At 41.0% G+C, this 17,814-nt stretch carries 12 protein-coding genes; 9 read left to right on the top strand and 3 right to left on the bottom strand.

What is annotated here, in order from left to right:
* Window positions 1-116 precede the first annotated feature (116 nt).
* Together LK453_RS11805 and LK453_RS11800 are read right to left on the bottom strand one after the other, a co-directional pair.
* Window positions 117-1,187 (bottom strand): helix-turn-helix transcriptional regulator, encoded by a 1,071-nt coding sequence (locus LK453_RS11805; protein WP_227674368.1) that lies wholly within the window; start codon window positions 1,185-1,187, stop codon window positions 117-119.
* A 219-nt stretch (window positions 1,188-1,406) separates the two neighbouring features.
* The gene (locus LK453_RS11800; RefSeq protein WP_201534103.1) at window positions 1,407-3,935 is read right to left on the bottom strand and encodes a Lon protease family protein; all 2,529 of its coding nucleotides are present in this window, start codon (window positions 3,933-3,935) and stop codon (window positions 1,407-1,409) included.
* A 178-nt stretch (window positions 3,936-4,113) separates the two neighbouring features.
* On the opposite strand from LK453_RS11800, the gene rsmG reads away from it, so the two are divergent.
* The 7 genes from rsmG (at window position 4,114) to LK453_RS11765 (ending at window position 12,354) form a co-directional block, all read left to right on the top strand.
* Window positions 4,114-4,791: a 16S rRNA (guanine(527)-N(7))-methyltransferase RsmG gene (rsmG, locus tag LK453_RS11795; RefSeq protein ID WP_201534100.1), complete on the top strand. Its 678-nt coding sequence runs from the start codon at window positions 4,114-4,116 to the stop codon at window positions 4,789-4,791.
* 86 nt (window positions 4,792-4,877) lie between these two features.
* Window positions 4,878-5,630 carry a ParA family protein gene (locus LK453_RS11790; RefSeq protein ID WP_201534097.1) on the top strand — a complete coding sequence of 251 codons (753 nt, stop codon included), beginning with the start codon at window positions 4,878-4,880 and terminating at the stop codon, window positions 5,628-5,630.
* Window positions 5,631-5,863: 233 nt separating this feature from the next.
* Entirely contained in the window at window positions 5,864-6,928 is a 1,065-nt protein-coding gene (locus tag LK453_RS11785; protein ID WP_201534094.1) for a ParB/RepB/Spo0J family partition protein, read from the top strand.
* Between the two features lie 140 nt (window positions 6,929-7,068).
* Complete coding sequence (gene msbA / locus LK453_RS11780; protein ID WP_265088893.1) at window positions 7,069-8,916, top strand: lipid A export permease/ATP-binding protein MsbA; 1,848 nt, start codon at window positions 7,069-7,071, stop codon at window positions 8,914-8,916.
* A gap of 188 nt (window positions 8,917-9,104) precedes the next feature.
* On the top strand, window positions 9,105-10,223 hold the full coding sequence (gene lpxK / locus LK453_RS11775; protein ID WP_201534079.1) for a tetraacyldisaccharide 4'-kinase: 1,119 nt from the start codon (window positions 9,105-9,107) through the stop codon (window positions 10,221-10,223).
* An 86-nt stretch (window positions 10,224-10,309) separates the two neighbouring features.
* Window positions 10,310-11,146: a 3-deoxy-manno-octulosonate cytidylyltransferase gene (gene kdsB, locus LK453_RS11770; RefSeq protein WP_201534075.1), complete on the top strand. Its 837-nt coding sequence runs from the start codon at window positions 10,310-10,312 to the stop codon at window positions 11,144-11,146.
* Between the two features lie 59 nt (window positions 11,147-11,205).
* Window positions 11,206-12,354, top strand: coding sequence for a DNA polymerase III subunit (locus LK453_RS11765; RefSeq protein WP_201534072.1), 1,149 nt, complete (start codon window positions 11,206-11,208; stop codon window positions 12,352-12,354).
* Window positions 12,355-12,428: 74 nt separating this feature from the next.
* On the opposite strand, the gene LK453_RS11760 is transcribed toward LK453_RS11765, so the two are convergent.
* Entirely contained in the window at window positions 12,429-13,826 is a 1,398-nt protein-coding gene (locus LK453_RS11760) for an acetyl-CoA C-acetyltransferase (protein ID WP_446686670.1), read from the bottom strand.
* A gap of 1,250 nt (window positions 13,827-15,076) precedes the next feature.
* On the opposite strand from LK453_RS11760, the gene LK453_RS11755 reads away from it, so the two are divergent.
* The gene (locus LK453_RS11755) at window positions 15,077-16,477 is read left to right on the top strand and encodes a 3-oxoacyl-ACP reductase (protein WP_201527248.1); all 1,401 of its coding nucleotides are present in this window, start codon (window positions 15,077-15,079) and stop codon (window positions 16,475-16,477) included.
* Between the two features lie 350 nt (window positions 16,478-16,827).
* Window positions 16,828-17,727, top strand: a complete 900-nt coding sequence (locus LK453_RS11750; RefSeq protein WP_201527249.1) for a MaoC family dehydratase — start codon at window positions 16,828-16,830, stop codon at window positions 17,725-17,727.
* Window positions 17,728-17,814: the final 87 nt, after the last annotated feature.

The raw sequence follows: 17,814 nt of genomic DNA, 5'->3' as shown, positions 1-17,814 counted from the left end.
AATAGTTATTAATAACGTTTAATAATAAAATGGCACAGTAATAAAGAATTATAGCATTTAACAAGGCATTACATCATTTACTATGGTTGCTGTATGACCTTATCTGTAAGTCAGATTTAGGCAATTGGTTCATCTTGATTCACTGCCATCGCCAATATCTCGGGTTCGATAGCAATCAGCTTTTTACCAAAGCCACGTAACCACCATACCAATTGTGAGGTTAAATTAACTGTGGCGGTTATGGTTTGGGTATTATTTTCTTCGTCATCAATAACAGTTTGATCTTCACTGAGGCGGCTTTCCGTAAGGCTAGTACCCGCTTTACCATTAAAAACTAAGGTAATCTTGGTATCTTTGCCACGATTTGGCAAGTCTCTAAATAGATAATGAGCAAACCCCATACCGCCAGAGTCTAGATAAGTGGTTAAATCAAAGTCCTCTGGAATAACTGCTTTGTTGTCTTCAACAGTGACCTCTGTAAAACGGTGGAGGGCAAAGGTACGGATAATTTGCTTGTCATCGTCCACTTTAGTGGCCAGCAAATAAATAACCACCCCTCGCTGTACAATTGCGATGGGATTTAAAGCATAATTACCTGCGTTGTCTTTGTTACGGCGGGTGTAGCAGGCCGTTATTTGGCGCTCATAAAATATCGCTTGATAGATGGAGTCTTTACATTCTCGGCAAATCTCTGGGGCAATGAGGGGCTGAGTAGCAGGTTCAATACGCACTCTATCTAACCAATTATGGGTGATTTTACTGTCTTTTAATTGACGTCGGGCTAAGTCAAACCAAGGAAACAGTTCGTCCAATATGGCAGGAGGTAGTAACTGAGCCAAATTGGCTTCGACCATATTGAATGCCACAGCCTGCGACAAGTTCATGTGCGGTAAGCTTTGAACAGGGGCATCTTCTTTCCAGCGCCACCCTTGTGGGTTGGCATTGTTCTTCTCGATAGGAAAGCGCTTTGATAAGGCATTTAAGTCGCGCTGTACAGTACGCAGGCTCACATCGAAATTAGCCAAACTTAACTGCTCATGCAAATGATGTGTGCCTCGCCAGCTACCGCGCTCTAACAGATTTAATAGCTCCCACTGGCGCGCAGTAGTGGCAGTACTGTTATTGGCAGTGGGCGCACTCATCTTCTGAGTACGCTTGCTTTGGGTTGTTTCCTTACTCGTTGTCATATCAGTCATCATAGATTTCTTGATTATCAAGTCAGTAGTGGTATAGCCAAACTAAAAAATAGCATAATTTTAGGGACGATACGATAGCCTCTAAACTTTTACCGTAAATAAATTCTTGTCCTTATACTACGGCCAAATAAAATACTAAGGTCAAATAAACTTTTTTCATTGGGAAAGGTTTAGTTATTGCTGAAAAAAACGCTAAGAAAAACGGTTTGATTATCGCAATTTTTTATCGGTGAGCTTAACGTTGCTTTTTTTATCGGTCATTTTTGCTGTGGTGTCTGAGTCTTGCTCCGCCTCTTCACTGTCTTCAGGAGGGTTAAGCTGTTCTTCCCATTTTTTTAGGTTTTTGATAATTTTTCCAAACAGGCTGGATTTACGATAGCGGCCTTTTTTGTTGAGTGTGTCCACAGGCATATCGGCCAATATGGTCAACGCTTCGCTCAAGCTTTTGACCCCGTAAATGTGGAACTTACCATCTTGAACCGCCGTTATAATATCGTCGCGCAGCATCAATTGAGAGATATTGGCATAGGGCATGATAACCCCTTGATTGCCGGTTAACCCTTGGTGCAAGCACGCATCAAAAAAGCCAGCTACTTTGGCATTAATACCGCCCACTGCTTGAACTCTTCCTAATTGATTCATTGAGCCGGTTATACCAAGAGATTGAGAAATAGGGGTATCAGCCAAAGCCGATAGCAAGGCACAAGCTTCCGCTAAAGTGGCACTGTCTCCATCAATGTGAGCATAACTTTGTTCAAATGCCAAAGATGCTGTGAAGTTTAACGGATGGTAGGGGCTAAATAGGGCGCGTAAATAGCTATTCATAATTAACATACCTTTAGCATGCAAACTGCCACCTAACTCAACATCTCTCTCAATATCTAAAATATCGCCAGACCCTACACTGTGTTGGACCACTGCGGTCAATAGAGCCGGCATACCAAACTCACTGTCTGCATAATCGATGATGGTCAACGCATTGATTTGACCGATGGCTGTGCCAGAGGTACTGATAAGCTGCTGTCCATCGGTAATCTCTTGTAGATACAACTCTTTTAGATAACTTGATCGATAACTAATGTCTGTCAGAGCTTGTTTTACGTGGCTAGCACTGACCAGTGTCGCCTGATTCACACTGGCCAGACGATTAGCCTCAAGCATAATCTGAATTAGACTGTCGGTATGCAGGCTTAATTTATTTTGGTCCTCACACAATAAGCTTAAAAACTCCAGTACTGCCGCTTGCGCCGTACTATCAAAGTGCTTCAGCTTATACTTGGCAATGATGTCTGCCATTTTAGCCACCATCTGTACTTCATTGTCTACGGTACGGATAATCTCTTCATGAAAATCGGCTCTTATTTTGAATAAAGACAAGAACTCTGTGTCTTGTTCAGCATAATGGTCATATAAATCTGATTCGCCCAATAAAATAATTTTATTTTCCAGTGGAATCGCCTCTGGTGTTAATAGATTATCGCCAAGTGTTGCATTTTGGCGCGCTTCTACTGGGCTTAGTTTTGATGTTCGTAGCGCCAGCTTTAACCCGTGCCAGGCTTCGGGATGCTCATTAATATGTGAGGCTTCCAATATTAAATAGCCACCATTGGCTTTGTGTAAAGCGCCAGGTTTAATCATCATGTGATTACTGAGGGTACTGCCGGCGTGCAATGACTGATTTATTTTACCTAAAATATTGTCAGAGGTTGGGTTGGGTTCAAAGACAATAGGGGCCCTATCTGGAGTATGATGTTGGGTTTGTTTAAGCCCATATTCTAACGGCAGATTTGGCGCATTGGCGCTGATAATGTTGATGTTATAACGATCAGGCAATAATTGGTTAGGGGCAGGGACAAAGCGCTCATCTTGTCCTTGATAAATGAGAGGTGCGTGAATAATAAGGTCTTGCTGCATTGCACTCAAAAACGCTAGCAACTTCTCGTTTTGATAAAACTGCTCAAATAATGAGTTGAATAAAGGCGTTATAGCTTCTTCAACTATTTTTTGAAGATGCTGTGATAACTTATAAATATTATGTGACGTAGCAGTAGCTTTTTTATTTAGGACAGTTTTTTTATTTGCTTGGTTTGGGCTATTTATAGGGCCAAGTTTATTATTCTCTTTGTATTCCGTAGTAGGCACTGTACTTAAGTAGTTGGTCAGATGCTGCCATATATCGCATAACTCTGAGGACAGTTTTTGTGCGGTACCTGGTGATAAGGCAATGGCAAGCGGTCTGTTGGGTTGATGAAAGTTATGGGTATAAATCCAATCTTTTACTTCGGCTTGTTTATGACCTTTACTACATAGATATTGAGTTATAAAGGTTCTTTTGCCGAGACCCTTTTCACCCACCGCGAAGACATTATAACCACTCGCTGAAATATCGAAGGCGGTATTAAGGGCAGAAACTGAACGTGCTTGACCAAAGCCACAGCTTAATACGGAGGACAGTTCGGTTGAGGCAGGCAGGAGTTCGCTATCGCTGTGTTTTTTTAACTGGGCGACAGCCACTTTGCACTTTTGCTTTATTTCGGTTACTGTTTCCGTGGCAGGTATAGTCGCATTTGGATGGTTTGAGTTATTCTCTAATTCATTTATTTGCTTGAGTTTTTTTGACTTTGCATTACCATACTGCCTCTCAAAACGAGAAGCTGTATCCGCATGAGTTAGGTGTTTGCTACCGTCTGTTTTTGGGGCTTTGTTTTTAGGAAGCGTAGCTTTGCTAGAAGATGACATAATTTGCTCAAATCAAATGATGAAAAAATGAATAAAAATAATGTTGAGTATATCGCATGATAGACATCGGGATAACATCTAAAAAAATTTGGAACGTGTTATAATGCCACGCTAAACACTTTGGCTTCAGATAAACCCAGAATTTGCCTGTATTATAGTACAGTATGGTAGCGATAAAATGATGACCCCCACTGAGTTTCAAGTGATATCTAATCAATATCAAGAACTTGATAGACTTTTGCTTGATTCGATTGAACAATTAAAGCTAGAGATTAGTGCTGAACAACGCGGTAAATTAATGTTGTATTTGGATAAGTTGTTGTTCTGGAACAAAGCTTATAATCTGACAGCAATTAAACAGCCAAAAGAAGCGCTTATTAAACATATTATTGACTGCTTGGCCATATTGCCACATCTGAAATCTGGTAAGCTTTTAGATATTGGTACGGGAGCAGGCTTGCCGGGTGTCATCATCGCTATTTGTCAGCCGCAGCGTGAGGTTACCGTATTAGACAGTAATCAAAAGAAGATTCGCTTTATTCGCCAATCTATCTCTGAGCTTAAAATAACCAACGTGATCCCAGTGGCCAGTCGTATTGAGAATTTTGTGCCTGAAGAACATGATAAGTTTGATGTGGTCACCTCAAGGGCGTTCGCTAGCTTGACAGATTTCGTTGACGCTGCTGAACCAAGGTTAGCTAAAAATGGCTGGCTTCAAGCCATGAAAGGGTTAATTCCTGAACCAGAGGATATTAATGCTCTGGTCAATGAGTGGCAGATAGAGCATATCGCTTTGGATGTACCTTATTTGCACGAGACCCGTCATTTGACTGAACTGGTCAAAATAAGTGATTAATAAATCACAGAGCCGTGTCATTATTTAATTGATAATATAATAACTATTTAAATCAACCTGCTTTATTGAGGTAAAAGAGTAGCCCTATGGAAATTCTGGCAATTGCAAATCAAAAAGGCGGTGTGGGTAAGACCACAACAGCAGTGAACTTGGCCGCAAGCCTTGCCGGTCGACGTAAAAAAGTATTGCTTATTGATTTGGACCCCCAAGGTAATGCCACATCAGGCACAGGGCTTGAAAAGCGTTCGCTTGAATTGACCATAGCCGATGTTTTATTAGATGGCGTTGATTTAAAAGAGGCTATTTACCCAAGTCCAGCAGGATTCGATGTAGTGGGTGCCAATCGTGATTTGTCTGGCATCGACATTACCTTAATGGGTAAAAGTGACAGTCACTTACTTTTGAGTAAGGCCATGCAAACAGTGGACGATTATGATTATGTCATTATAGACTGTGCGCCAAGCCTTAACCTTTTGACGATTAATGCGATGGTGGCCACGCAGGGTGTTATTATTCCTATGCAATGTGAGTATTACGCACTCGAAGGTTTGGCAGATTTATCACAAACGATCGATAGATTAAAAGATCTTAATCCAGAGCTGCATATCCGTGGAGTATTGAGAACTTTATTTGATTCTCGTAACACCTTAGCTAACGATGTCTCTGCTGAACTGGAGTCTCATTTTGGTGAGCTAATGTTTAAAACTATTATTCCTAGAAACGTGCGTTTGGCAGAGGCGCCTGCGCATGGTATGCCAGTTCTAGATTATGAGAAAAGCTCAAAAGGGGCGCAGGCTTATCGGAAACTGGCCACAGAGATTATTAAACAAAGCCGGTAGACGCCTTCAAAACGCGATTAGTTTTGGCGGTTAATTGCTTATAGTCATTAAAAACTAATAATAACTGGCCATGGCACTTGCAAGAGACACACAATTCATTAAAATGAACCTCCCACATGGGGTGGTCTCATATTTATCACTATTTTAGATTTTAAGTGGTTCAGGGGTTGGTTTTTTACCAGCATCAAGACCACTTAACAGATCAGGTAAGCAGGTTGTAGAGGATAACCAAGATGGCAAAAAAGCGTGGATTAGCTGCAAACCGAGGGTTAGATGCTCTACTCGGGTCTATTAAAAAAGAAAAAGCAATCACAGCTGCCGCTTTACGTGACGACTTACAAGTTGATCGCGAGACTAAAGACTCGCCTGCTCAAAATGAGTCTGTGATAGAAGATACCACGGTAGCTAAGAAAGTTGCCCCTAGAAAAAAGACAGCAGTCAATAAGGTCGAAACGACTTCAGTTAAGCCTGCCAATGAGGCTTCTGATGAAGAGATGACCTTAGTGCAAATGGATGTTGAGCGTCTGCAGGCAGGTAAATATCAGCCAAGACGTGACATGAGTGAGACGGCGTTGGCTGAATTGGCGTCCTCAATCAGACAACATGGGGTAATGCAGCCCATCGTAATTCGCCCTTTATTGGCCAACGAAGAAAAAGTATCAGACACCATTACCCACGAAATCATCGCTGGTGAGCGCCGTTGGCGTGCGGCCAAAATGGCAGGACAAAATACTATTCCTGCTATTGAACGTGCTTTGTCTGATGAGTTGGCCATTGCTCTGGCATTAATTGAAAATATTCAGCGCGAAGACTTATCTGTGATAGAGCAAGCCGCTGCTTTACAGCGTTTCCATACTGAATTTGGGATGAGTCATGCGATGATTGCAGAGGTAGTGGGTAAGGCGAGGACTACAGTCTCAAACTTGTTGCGACTTAACCACTTGCATGAAGATGTAAAGACTCATTTGAGTGAAGGCCATCTTGATATGGGACATGCTCGCGCTTTATTGTCCTTATCATCAGAACAGCAGCCTATCATTGCAGAAAAGATCATTGAAGGGTCTATGACTGTACGTGATGCAGAAAAGTTGGTTAAATCCATTCTTAATCCAGAGAAAAACACTAAGCCAGCTTCGCAAAATGAAGATTTAGAGATTGAGAAGCTGAACCAACAGTTATCTGATTATCTTGGGGCCACAGTCAAGCTCAAACAAAAGAAAGGTGGTAAAGGTAGTATGGAGATTTTTTTCCACAGTCACGAAGAACTAGAGGCTTTATTACAGCACTTTAAATCATAATCTACCTTTTACAGAGCGAGTCTTTGAGGCAGGTAAGCGTTAAAATGACGTTTAGAAAATGATGCAGGGTAATTATTGCCTTATATGCATTAACCAATGTCCTAGGATTCGCTTTAAATGAATTTTATAAAAAAAGGCACATGATGACTAATCCATCACCTAAAGATGCATCGTCAACTTCTTCCAACGATCGCAAAGATCCTGAAAACAGCTTAATAAAATCTAAAATAAAACCTCAATCGCAACATCCTCCGCAAACCCGAACCTACCTTCGATTGATGCAGTATATTATTCCATATTGGTGGGCCGTTGGCTTAACCATTATTGGTTTTGGTATCAACTCTGCTACTGAAATTGGTATCGCAAAACTAATTCAATTTATTACTGATTCCATTAATAATGGTACTCAATCGCAGTTAGATCTGTTTCCGTTTTTGATTATACTTTTGTTTACGATCAGAGGTTTTGGCTCGTTTTTAGGGAATTACTTTTCGGCTTTAATTTCAAGAAACTTAGTGTATAAGCTGCGGGTGCAAGTGTTTGATAAGTTATTGCGCTTACCTAATTCGTTTTTTTTGGCGAATCCAGCAGGTACCATTTCTTCAAAACTTATTTTTGATGTGGAGCAAGTTACCGCAGCCAGTACTGATTCTTTAAAAACTATAGTTCGAGATGGTTTGACAGTGGTAGCCTTGCTTGGCTATTTGCTTTATTCGAACTGGCGTTTAACTTTAATTTTATTTTTAGTGTTACCCCCCATCTTATGGCTTATCCAAAAGGCGTCTAAACGCTATCTAAAGCTATCGAAGGGTATTCAAAAATCGATGGGTGATGTGAGTCACATTACCAATGAAGTTATTGGCGGCTATCAAGTTGTCAAAAACTATGGGGGGCAACCCTATGAGCAAGCGCGTTTTGAAAAAGCTTCTTCAGAAAATTTGAAGCAAGGCATGAAAATAGTCATTACCAACAGTATCAATACGCCTGCCGTACAGCTATTAATGGCCTTGGCATTTTCAATCGTTATATGGCTTGCCTTAAGACCTGAAGTAATCTTTAACACCACAGCAGGTGAGTTTATTTCTTATTTGACTGCTGCTGGTCTATTAAGTAAGCCAGTGAGAACCTTAACCGACATCAATGAGAAATTACAAAAAGGTATTGCTGCTGGTGAGTCGATTTTTGCCCTCCTAGATGAGCCAGAAGAAGAGGATGGTGGCGCTCATATTGAGCGGGTTAAAGGAGATATTGTATTTGATCATGTCTCTATGCATTATCCTGATGGTACCAAAGCTTTACAAAATTTCACCCTTGATATTAAAGCTGGTGAAACAGTGGCCTTTGTGGGCAAAAGTGGTGCTGGTAAAACCACATTGGTTAATTTGCTAACCCGTACTCTAGAGCCAAGCTCGGGCGATATTTACATCGATAACATGCCAATAGAATCTATCTCGCTTGATTCTCTACGTGCTCAAATTGGTATGGTCAATCAGCAAGTGGTTCTATTTAATGAAACGGTCCGCCATAATATAGCCTATGGTGATTTGGCTTCTAAGACTGAAGAGGAAGTTATTTCAGCGGCTAAATCTGCCTTTGCTCATGATTTTATTATGGCAATGCCTGATGGTTATAATAGCGCTATTGGAGCTGAAGGTCTTCAGTTATCAGGTGGTCAGCGTCAAAGACTTTCAATTGCCAGAGCTTTGTTAAAAGATGCACCGATATTGATTTTAGATGAGGCCACCAGTGCATTAGATAATGAGTCTGAATATTATATTCAGCAAGCTTTAGAAAACGTGATGAAAGATCGAACCACGTTGGTGATTGCGCATAGACTGACCACCATTGAGTCAGCTGATAAAATTGTGGTTATGGACAAAGGAAGAATTGTTGAAATTGGTAGCCATGAAGAGCTGATGGCACTATCAGGACAATATGCCCACATGTACGATAGAGATTTCGCGGAAAGCCAATTTAACGCTGAGTAGCGGTCTATGCTAAATAGTTATCTATAATTAATTTAGGTTGATTAGTTTCTTGTGCTTAAAACCTCTCGATATTGTTAAATTCTCAATATTGTCTGTTTATGGTATTAAGGTGGTCTATTCGTAATGATGGACCCCTTTAAAGTAAATAGCCTAAGCAAAAATATTTAACCCTACATTTGTGACTTATTATGGCAACCCAACTCAAAGCAACGGACTCTGAAGATAAAAACAAAGGCAACGCTTTTAATTTAGAGTTGGCCATGGTTAATGCTTGGCAAAATGAGGCAGGGTGGCTGTGGTTATTACTGCCACTAAGCGGATTATATGGTGCTGTGACGTATATTCGGCGTAAGTTGTATCAAAAAGGTATTTTGTCCAGTTATAGAGCGCCTATACCGGTCATGGTAGTTGGTAATATTACGGTAGGTGGTAGCGGAAAAACGCCATTAATTATTGAGTTAGTCACTTATTTAAAAAATAAAGGCATTAAAGTTGGCGTTATCAGTAGAGGGTATGGCGGTGATGAATCATTAATGCCGCAGATCGTTACCTTGCAAAGTAAGCCTCAAGACGTTGGTGATGAGCCCTGTTTAATTGTCCGCGAAACGGGCGCAGTGGTTGCAGTATGTCCCAATCGGCAACAGGCTATTGAAAGCATACTCAAACACCAACCTGATACCCAATTAATCATTGCAGATGATGGTCTACAGCATTATAAGCTACAGCGAGATATTGAGTGGGTAGTGGTGGATAGTGCCAGAGGCTTTGGTAATAAGCAATTGTTACCCACGGGATTCTTGAGAGAGCCGATTCGCCGTTTGCAAGATACCACTGTGATTTTTCATGAGCGCTTAGATCAGCAAAGCTCGGAAGATAAACAGACCAATAGTAAACTACGCATGCATTTACAGTCCGCTGCCTTAAAGCCTTTGATTAATGGTCAGTCTGGCTCTAATATTGAAAATATAATTGATACTAGCGAAATAACTGATATCAAACACGTTTATGCGGTCAGTGGCATTGGCTATCCTCAGCGATTTTTTAATACGCTACAACAGTTAGGTTATAAGGTTGACCCAAAGCCTAAACCAGATCACCACCAATTTAGTGTAGAAGATTTGGTTGGGTTGACCGATAAACCAATTATAATCACCTCCAAAGATGCTGTAAAAATTGCCCCATTGGTACAGAGCACTGCCCAACTGCAAAATCTGTCTATTTGGGTATTGCCAGTCCATGCTGTACTAAGCCCAAACACTTATAAAATTTTAGATCATCAGTTAAACTCACTGGGTATAGCTAATTAGACTGTGCTAAGCTAAATTTTTAGTTTAGCTACTTTCTCAACCCCATCCATCACCTCTATCTTTAAATATCAGTCGAGAGAAATCAGATGAGCGCATCTCCTACTAAAGCCTCACAGCCAAAAGTTCATATTGTCATTCCTGCTCGTTTCAAAAGCACTCGATTACCGGGTAAACCGCTACTACTTATCCATGGCAAACCTATGATTTTATGGGTGGCACAAAAAGCGAGCCAAGCCACTTTTGCAGATGACTTATGTATTGCAACCGATGACACGAGAATCGCAGAAGTATGTCGTGAAGCAGGTTATGATGTGGTTATGACTGATGCAAGCCACGCTTCTGGCACTGACAGATTGAGCGAAGTGGCTAAAATTAAAGGCTGGGTTGAAGAAGACATCGTAGTCAATATGCAAGGCGATGAGCCGTTGGTACCGCCTCAGTTATTAGAACAAGTCAAAGATCTGTTAGTCAGCAAACCTGATTGTGTGATGTCTACTCTTTATGAGCCAATTATGGACTATGAAGAGTTCATGCGCCCCTCTGTGGTCAAAGTGGTTACTGATAACTTACAAAATGCATTGTACTTCAGCCGTGCCCCAATCCCTTGTGATAGAGATCATGCTCTGGCCATGGCGCAAGCCAACAGTAACGAGGGTAGTGAGAGCACTGCACCCAAGCTTGAAGTGCCGAATCACGCTTATAGACATCTGGGTATCTATGCTTACCGAGTTAAATTATTGCAAAACTTTGTGCGTTGGTCGCCTGGGGTGTTAGAGAATTTAGAGAGTCTTGAGCAGCTAAGGGTACTTGAGAACGGTGAGAAAATTGCCATAGCCGAGGCGAGTGTACAACTGCCCCCAGGTGTGGATATGCAGCAAGACTTAGATCGTTTAAATGCTCTGCCTATCAGCGAGCTACAGTAGAGAACACTGTCTACTAAGGGCAACTCTTATACCCGTTATAAAAGGTCAAACAGTCGATTATGAAACAGCAGCTTAGCTCGGATCACAGTGTTTATTTTGAACCTTTATTGCCATGGCAACAGCCGGCATGGGATCACCTTATTTCACGTTATGATCGATTGCCCCATGGCTTACTGTTTGCAGGTATGCAAGGGATTGGCAAGCGCGCCTTTGTCTGGCGCTTTGTTGCTTGGTTGTTGTGTGATAATAGGTTACAGACAATAGGAAGTCCTAATCAGCAAGGTGCCTGTGGTCATTGTCAAAGTTGCCAATGGCTGCAGTCTGGCACTCATCCAGATTTACAAGTTTTGCCAGACTCAAGCTTACCAATGATGTTAGACAGTGAAGACAAAGAGGCCACCAAAAAGAGTAAAGGCACTACCAAAAAGACTCAGAAAAAGTCCGACACGGTCTCCTCAGAGCCTGCTAAAACTTCCATTAAAGTAGATGAGATTCGTGACCTACAGCCTTTTATTAGTCAGGGCAGCTCCGGTCGCCGCGTATGTGTGATAGACAATGCCGATATGATGACCGTGGCAGCAGCAAATGCGCTACTTAAGACTTTAGAGGAGCCCCGTGAAGGGATTCATCTGTTGCTCATAACGGATTGGCCAACTAAGCTACTGCCTACTATTAAGAGCCGAGTGCAACAGGTTGCCATCGATCACATTGAGCGTGATAAAGTTACTGATTATCTCACCAACTTTGTGAAACAAAATAATGTTATCCCGTTTGATAATGAGGTTAGTTTAACGGTGCAGATCGAGCAGGCATTAAAGCTTGCCAACGGTGCCCCTTTAGCAGCATTAGACATGCTCGATAGTGACTGGTATAAACATCGGGACACTTGGATTAAGGTTTGGTTAGCACTTAGAGTCGGTAAGCGTAGCAGTATTGCTGCCAGTGATTATTGGCAAAAGAACCTTTCTATAGACGATTTTATTAAGCTTTCTGAATTTATGCTAATGGATTTTAGTCGCCTAAGCCTAGGATTAGATCCTTTACAAGCAGATTTAAACTTAGGCGGATATGCTTCAATTACTGAACTGACATTAGAACGTATCCAGCAGGTAATGGGTCTGATTGAAGACGTTAAGATAGCGAGATATCAAAATGTGCAGGACAAAATGGCGTATGATAGGTTAATATCTAGTTTAGCAGCGCTATAAAAATCACCATAAAAAAAGAGTCCAAATTGGACTCTTTTTTTATTCTAATTTAGAAATTAACCTATAGAAAGGTCTTATTTTTCTAAGATACATGTAACGCCTTGACCACCTGCGGCACAGATAGAAATTAGAGCGCGACCTGATCCTTTTTGATCTAGAAGTTTAGCAGCAGTGGCTAAAATACGACCACCAGTAGCAGCAAATGGGTGACCCGCCGCTAATGATGAACCATTTACGTTTAGCTTGCTACGATCAATAGAGCCTAGTGCTTTATCAAGACCTAAACGCTCTTTACAGAAAGTCTCATCTTCCCAAGCGGCTAGAGTAGCCAATACTTGTGAGGCAAATGCTTCATGAATTTCGTAAAAATCAAAGTCTTGTAGGGTTAGACCTGCACGCTCAAGCATACGTGGCACAGCATACGCAGGGGCCATCAATAGACCTTCTTTAGGACCTGCTTTACCAACGAAGTCTACTGCTGCAGTTTCTTGATGAACGATATAAGCCAATGGTTTTAGACCATGAGCTTCTGCCCACTCATCAGTACCCAAAAGAACACAAGAAGCACCGTCCGTTAATGGAGTAGAGTTAGCAGCGGTCATGGTTGGGTTGGCATTACGCTTACCAAATACAGGCTTTAAGGTTGCTAATTTTTCTAATGAAGAATCAGGGCGTAGGTTATTATCACGGGTTAATCCCTTATAAGGGGTGATTAAATCGTCAAAGAAACCTTCTTCGTAAGCACGGGCTAAGTTGTGATGACTGTTAACTGCTAGCTCGTCTTGTGCTTCACGGGTAATGTTCCATTCTAAAGCAGTAATTGCTTGATGCTCGCCCATTGATAGACCAGTACGTGGCTCACCATTTTGTGGCGCATCGATTAGCTCTTTAGGATTAATACTTGTTAACGCACTTAAACGTTGCTTATTGTTTCTGGCAGCACCCAGTTTGATTAGCGCTTTACGTAGGCCGTCACCCACAGCGATTGGTGCATCAGACGTGGTATCAACACCACCAGTGATCGCAGAATCAATAATACCTAGTGCAATTTTATTGCTGGCAGCGAAAGTTGCTTGAAGACCAGTACCACAAGCTTGAGACACATCATAAGCTGGAGTTTGTGGGTCAAGTGCTGTGTTCAATGCTGATTCACGAGTTAGGTTTAAGTCGCGGCTTAACTTTAATACTGCACCTGCCACTACCTCACCAACACGCTCACCTTGTAATTCATAACGTTCAACCAGACCGTTTAGAGCGGCACTCAACATATCAATATTGCTGGCATCTGAGTATGGGCCGTTAGAGCGAGCAAATGGGATACGGTTGCCACCTAAAATAGCCACACGGCGGGGAAGAGCAGCTGCTTTTGGAGCAGTTGATGTTACTTTTGCAGCGCTAGATTTTTCAGCAGACTCTTTTTTAGAGTCGTCAGATTTAGTGTCTTGCTTGGCTGGTTTTTCTTCTTTATTCACAGTTTTGTCTTCCGCGTTAGTATTAGAGGCTTGTTTGGTATCAGATGGCTTTTTGCTGTCTGACTCAGTATTTTCTGATTCAGCTAAATCGGCTTCTTCTTCAGCGTCAGCATCGGCCTTGGCTTGTGCTTTGGCTTCTTCAACTATTTTTTGCTTAGCTGCTCTGTCTGCAACAATCGATGCATCGGCTTCTGATTTTGGAGAAGAAACAACTTCATTTTGAAGTTCTGATAAATCTACAGTTGACTCTGCTTGATTGGCGTTATTGCCATTGGCAGAATTTTCGTCTAACAAAGGTTCGCCTGCTTTACTAACTACCGTTGAGGTTACGGCTGATTTGTTGTCAGTTTGATTGTTCTTTGAATTTGAGTTGCTCATTTAATATCCTTATATTTCATAACTTATAAGAAAGCCATTTATTCTCAAAAAAAGTCAAAGACAGCTAATGAGACGGCTCGTGGTTTAAATTGGGTTAAGGGTTGTGATTATAATTATAGCTTTAGCGGTTAGCTTACAAATAAACTAGGTTAACTCTATATGCTACTCAGTAAGTATGGCTAATTTTAACATTGTTACTAAAGCATTGTGGCGAATGTTGTTCTATAATAATATAATGTTATTGTTAATAGGTGTATTCATAACATTAGGTTTGATTTTATCACATCAATAATAATTGGCAATCTTATATCGTTGCATATTTATAGGAAGTGGTTAATAGTGTGAAAGAAGTGTTACTGATGCCGTCATATAAGGCATTTTTTTAACAAAAAACCTAGTATCTTTAGAATAAGCAGATTTAATAAAGCAGTAAATAAATACATTAATATAATTAATGACAGAATTAATAGAGTCATTTTTGTTAGACTCTTAAAGATTGTGCACAATGATGATTGGATTAAATTAACTAGTTAATTAATACAGATATACAGATATAAAGATAATAGATAAGTAGTTGTAGTTGTCATTGTTAAGGATAGACAAGTAGACAGTAGATAAATAGACAGATAACCGATAGATAAATAAGCAAGCTGAATAACATTTATGAACTAAGCAGTCGTAGTTTTAGGTTTCATAAGTGCCATTAAATTGAAAATATAGCCCATTAAAACATCGCTCATTAAGTGAGAGTAACAAACGCTAATGGGCTTAGATTTAGTTTATAGACCCCAGTGTTTATAAGCTTAGATAAGCTATTAAAAAGGTTTATGCGTTAATCCACCAAAAGTCCAATAATATAATTAGGAGATTTTATGTCAGATCGCTATGGAGAGTTTGTACAGTCGCCCCTAGGAAAAAAAGTAGCTAAAAACCTAGGCTTACCGCTACCTACCAAACTAGATCGCTTTGAAGCGGGTGAAAAAGTAGTTCGTGGCAGTGTTTTATTTGGTTCAGCCTCAGGAGAGGACAGCCGCGTCAGTGACGCTGTGGCTACCGTATTAAATAACTTACACGCTGACGTCTATGTTGCTGGTGATGAGGCGCACAAAGACGCTTTAACAAATGCTGGTATTGAGGCTAAAGGCAGTGAAGATAACAGTGATAAATACAAAGTACTTATTTTTGATGCCAGTAATATCGGTTACGCGCCTGACTTAAAACAAATGTATGATTTCTTCCATCCTGTCGCACGTCAAGTTGAAAAATCTGGTCGCGTTATTATTATCGGTCGTCCACCAGAAGAGTGTGAGTCGATTGGTGAAACTCTGGCTCAAAGAGCGTTAGAAGGCTTTGTTAAGTCTGTGGGTAAAGAGTTCAAAAATGGTATTACTGCTCAGCTGTTATATGTTAGCAAAGGTGCCGAAGCTAATTTAGATTCATCACTACGTTTCTTTATCTCTGCGCGTTCAGCCTATGTGTCTGGTCAAGTGGTTCGTATTGGTAAGGGTAATACTGAAGAAGTCGATTGGTCCAAACCGCTTGCTGGTAAAACTATCTTAGTGACTGGTGCAAGCCGTGGTATTGGTGAGTCAATGGCGCGTGTCTTGGCCCGTGATGGTGCCCATGTTATTTGCTTAGATGTCGCGCAACAACAAGCGGACCTACAAAAAGTAGCTGGCGAGATTGGTGGTTCAACATTGGCCTTAGACATTACGGCTGAAGATGCTGGTCAGAAGATTGCTGAAGCTGCTGCCAAACGTAATGGCCTAGATGGTATTATCCACAATGCTGGGGTAACGCGCGATAAAACCTTAGCTAAGATGGACGAAAAACAGTGGAACATGGTAATCGATATTAATTTGCAAAGCATTGCTGTTATTAACGACTACTTGTTTGAGAACGATGTCTTAAACGAAAATGCCCGTATTGTTTGTGTGTCTTCAATTTCTGGTATTGCAGGTAATTTAGGTCAGACTAACTATGCCACCTCTAAAGCTGGGGTTATCGGTCTGGTACAAGCAACGGCTAAGAAGCTTAGAGAAGAAGACAAAGGCATTACCATTAATGCTGTGGCGCCAGGCTTCATTGAAACTCAAATGACAGCAGCTATTCCGTTAACCATTCGTGAAGCGGGTCGTCGTATGAACTCTATGAGTCAAGGTGGTCTTCCAATCGACGTTGCAGAAACAGCTGCTTGGTTGGTGGCTCCAGCTTCTGGTGGCGTTAACGGCAATATTGTACGTGTTTGTGGTCAAAGCTTATTGGGTGCTTAATTTAAACCAATAATGTAAGCCAATAAGTTAACGAGAATAAATGAAAGACGAGGGTTTAATGTAAATCGACAAACCTAAGTTTTTTTCTAATGAAGTTTTTATTCTCGTCATGCTTTTATCCTCATAATGTTTTTATTATGTATGATAAATGCCATCTACGATATTTGCAGTGAAGGGCCATCTTTAAGATGGCTCTTTTTGTAACAGTTTGGCCAATGCTATTTATTAAATGTTCAATGTTAATTTTTATATTAACGCCGTATGACCGGGACAATAGCTGCTTATACGACAGTGACAATGTAACACCTAAAAAATGAATATAAAAAACGCCCATAAAATAAGGACTTATTATGACGACTCGTCAATTCAAAAGCTTACCTGAAGCCAGTCAGACTTATCCCAAAATCATTAAATCACTATTGCCTGTCATTGGTGGTCACGCAAAAGGCAAAAGCACTGGTTTGCCTGAAGCCACCTATGTGGTAAATGAGTTAAAAGTCGATAAAAACAATTTGCAAGACTATCGCCGCATTTGTGGTTTTGCAGATAATGGTCAAATTCCCCCTACGTATTTTTCAGTGCTGTCGCAGTCTCTACAGATGAATATGATGGTTGATGAGGCATTTCCGTTTGCGATGTTGGGTCTGGTTCACGTGGCTAACTCAGTCACGCAGTATCGCCGAATCGCGGATTCTGAAGAAGTATCAATGCGAGTAAGTTTTGCTAATTTGCGCAATCATGACAAAGGCAAGCAATTTGACTTCGTCACCCAAGTCTATAGCGATGCAGAGTTAGTGTGGGAAGGCACCTCTACTTACCTGTCACGTCAGAAAACTGGCAAAAGCAGTAGCAAAGACAACAAACTTAAAACCATTAATCAAAAGCGCGAAGTGGCTCACGGCTATTTACACAGTGTTTTTGCGGTGCCAGAGGATATCGGACGCCGTTATGCAAAAATTTCAGGTGACTTTAATCTAATTCACCTACATGCTGTAACTGCTAAAGCCTTTGGTTTTCCTAAAGCCATTGCGCATGGTATGTGGTCGAAAGCCAAGTGTTTGAGCTTAATGGATTTACCAGAGGCTTATACGGTCAATGTCACTTTTAAATTGCCAATATTTTTGCCATCAGAGGTAGAGCTAATTGGTGAGAATGTGGCCACTCTTGAAGAAGCAGGTACAATAGATTTTGATTTATATAGTGCAAAAAATGATAAGCCACATCTGGCAGGTACTATTAAAAAGCTGTAAGCTTTAACGCCAAGGCAATATAAGACCTATTTTATAAAATAACCTATCTTTATCGAAATCGTTGAACTGATGACTTGCCTTAGTTAC

It is taken from the genome of Psychrobacter sanguinis (assembly GCF_020736705.1).
GTDB classification, from domain to species: domain Bacteria; phylum Pseudomonadota; class Gammaproteobacteria; order Pseudomonadales; family Moraxellaceae; genus Psychrobacter; species Psychrobacter sanguinis.
The sequence above is the reverse complement of the archived record's forward strand: the minus strand, read 5'-3'. Positions and strand labels throughout refer to the sequence as shown.

What these genes read in the sequence shown, in the direction of transcription:
- LK453_RS11805 (WP_227674368.1), bottom strand. Translation starts at nt 1,187, where the DNA reads ATGACAACGAGTAAGGAAACAACCCAAAGCAAGCGTACTCAGAAGATG.
- LK453_RS11800 (WP_201534103.1), bottom strand. Translation starts at nt 3,935, where the DNA reads ATGTCATCTTCTAGCAAAGCTACGCTTCCTAAAAACAAAGCCCCAAAA.
- rsmG (WP_201534100.1), top strand. Translation starts at nt 4,114, where the DNA reads ATGATGACCCCCACTGAGTTTCAAGTGATATCTAATCAATATCAAGAA.
- LK453_RS11790 (WP_201534097.1), top strand. Translation starts at nt 4,878, where the DNA reads ATGGAAATTCTGGCAATTGCAAATCAAAAAGGCGGTGTGGGTAAGACC.
- LK453_RS11785 (WP_201534094.1), top strand. Translation starts at nt 5,864, where the DNA reads ATGGCAAAAAAGCGTGGATTAGCTGCAAACCGAGGGTTAGATGCTCTA.
- msbA (WP_265088893.1), top strand. Translation starts at nt 7,069, where the DNA reads ATGATGACTAATCCATCACCTAAAGATGCATCGTCAACTTCTTCCAAC.
- lpxK (WP_201534079.1), top strand. Translation starts at nt 9,105, where the DNA reads ATGGCAACCCAACTCAAAGCAACGGACTCTGAAGATAAAAACAAAGGC.
- kdsB (WP_201534075.1), top strand. Translation starts at nt 10,310, where the DNA reads ATGAGCGCATCTCCTACTAAAGCCTCACAGCCAAAAGTTCATATTGTC.
- LK453_RS11765 (WP_201534072.1), top strand. Translation starts at nt 11,206, where the DNA reads ATGAAACAGCAGCTTAGCTCGGATCACAGTGTTTATTTTGAACCTTTA.
- LK453_RS11755 (WP_201527248.1), top strand. Translation starts at nt 15,077, where the DNA reads ATGTCAGATCGCTATGGAGAGTTTGTACAGTCGCCCCTAGGAAAAAAA.
- LK453_RS11750 (WP_201527249.1), top strand. Translation starts at nt 16,828, where the DNA reads ATGACGACTCGTCAATTCAAAAGCTTACCTGAAGCCAGTCAGACTTAT.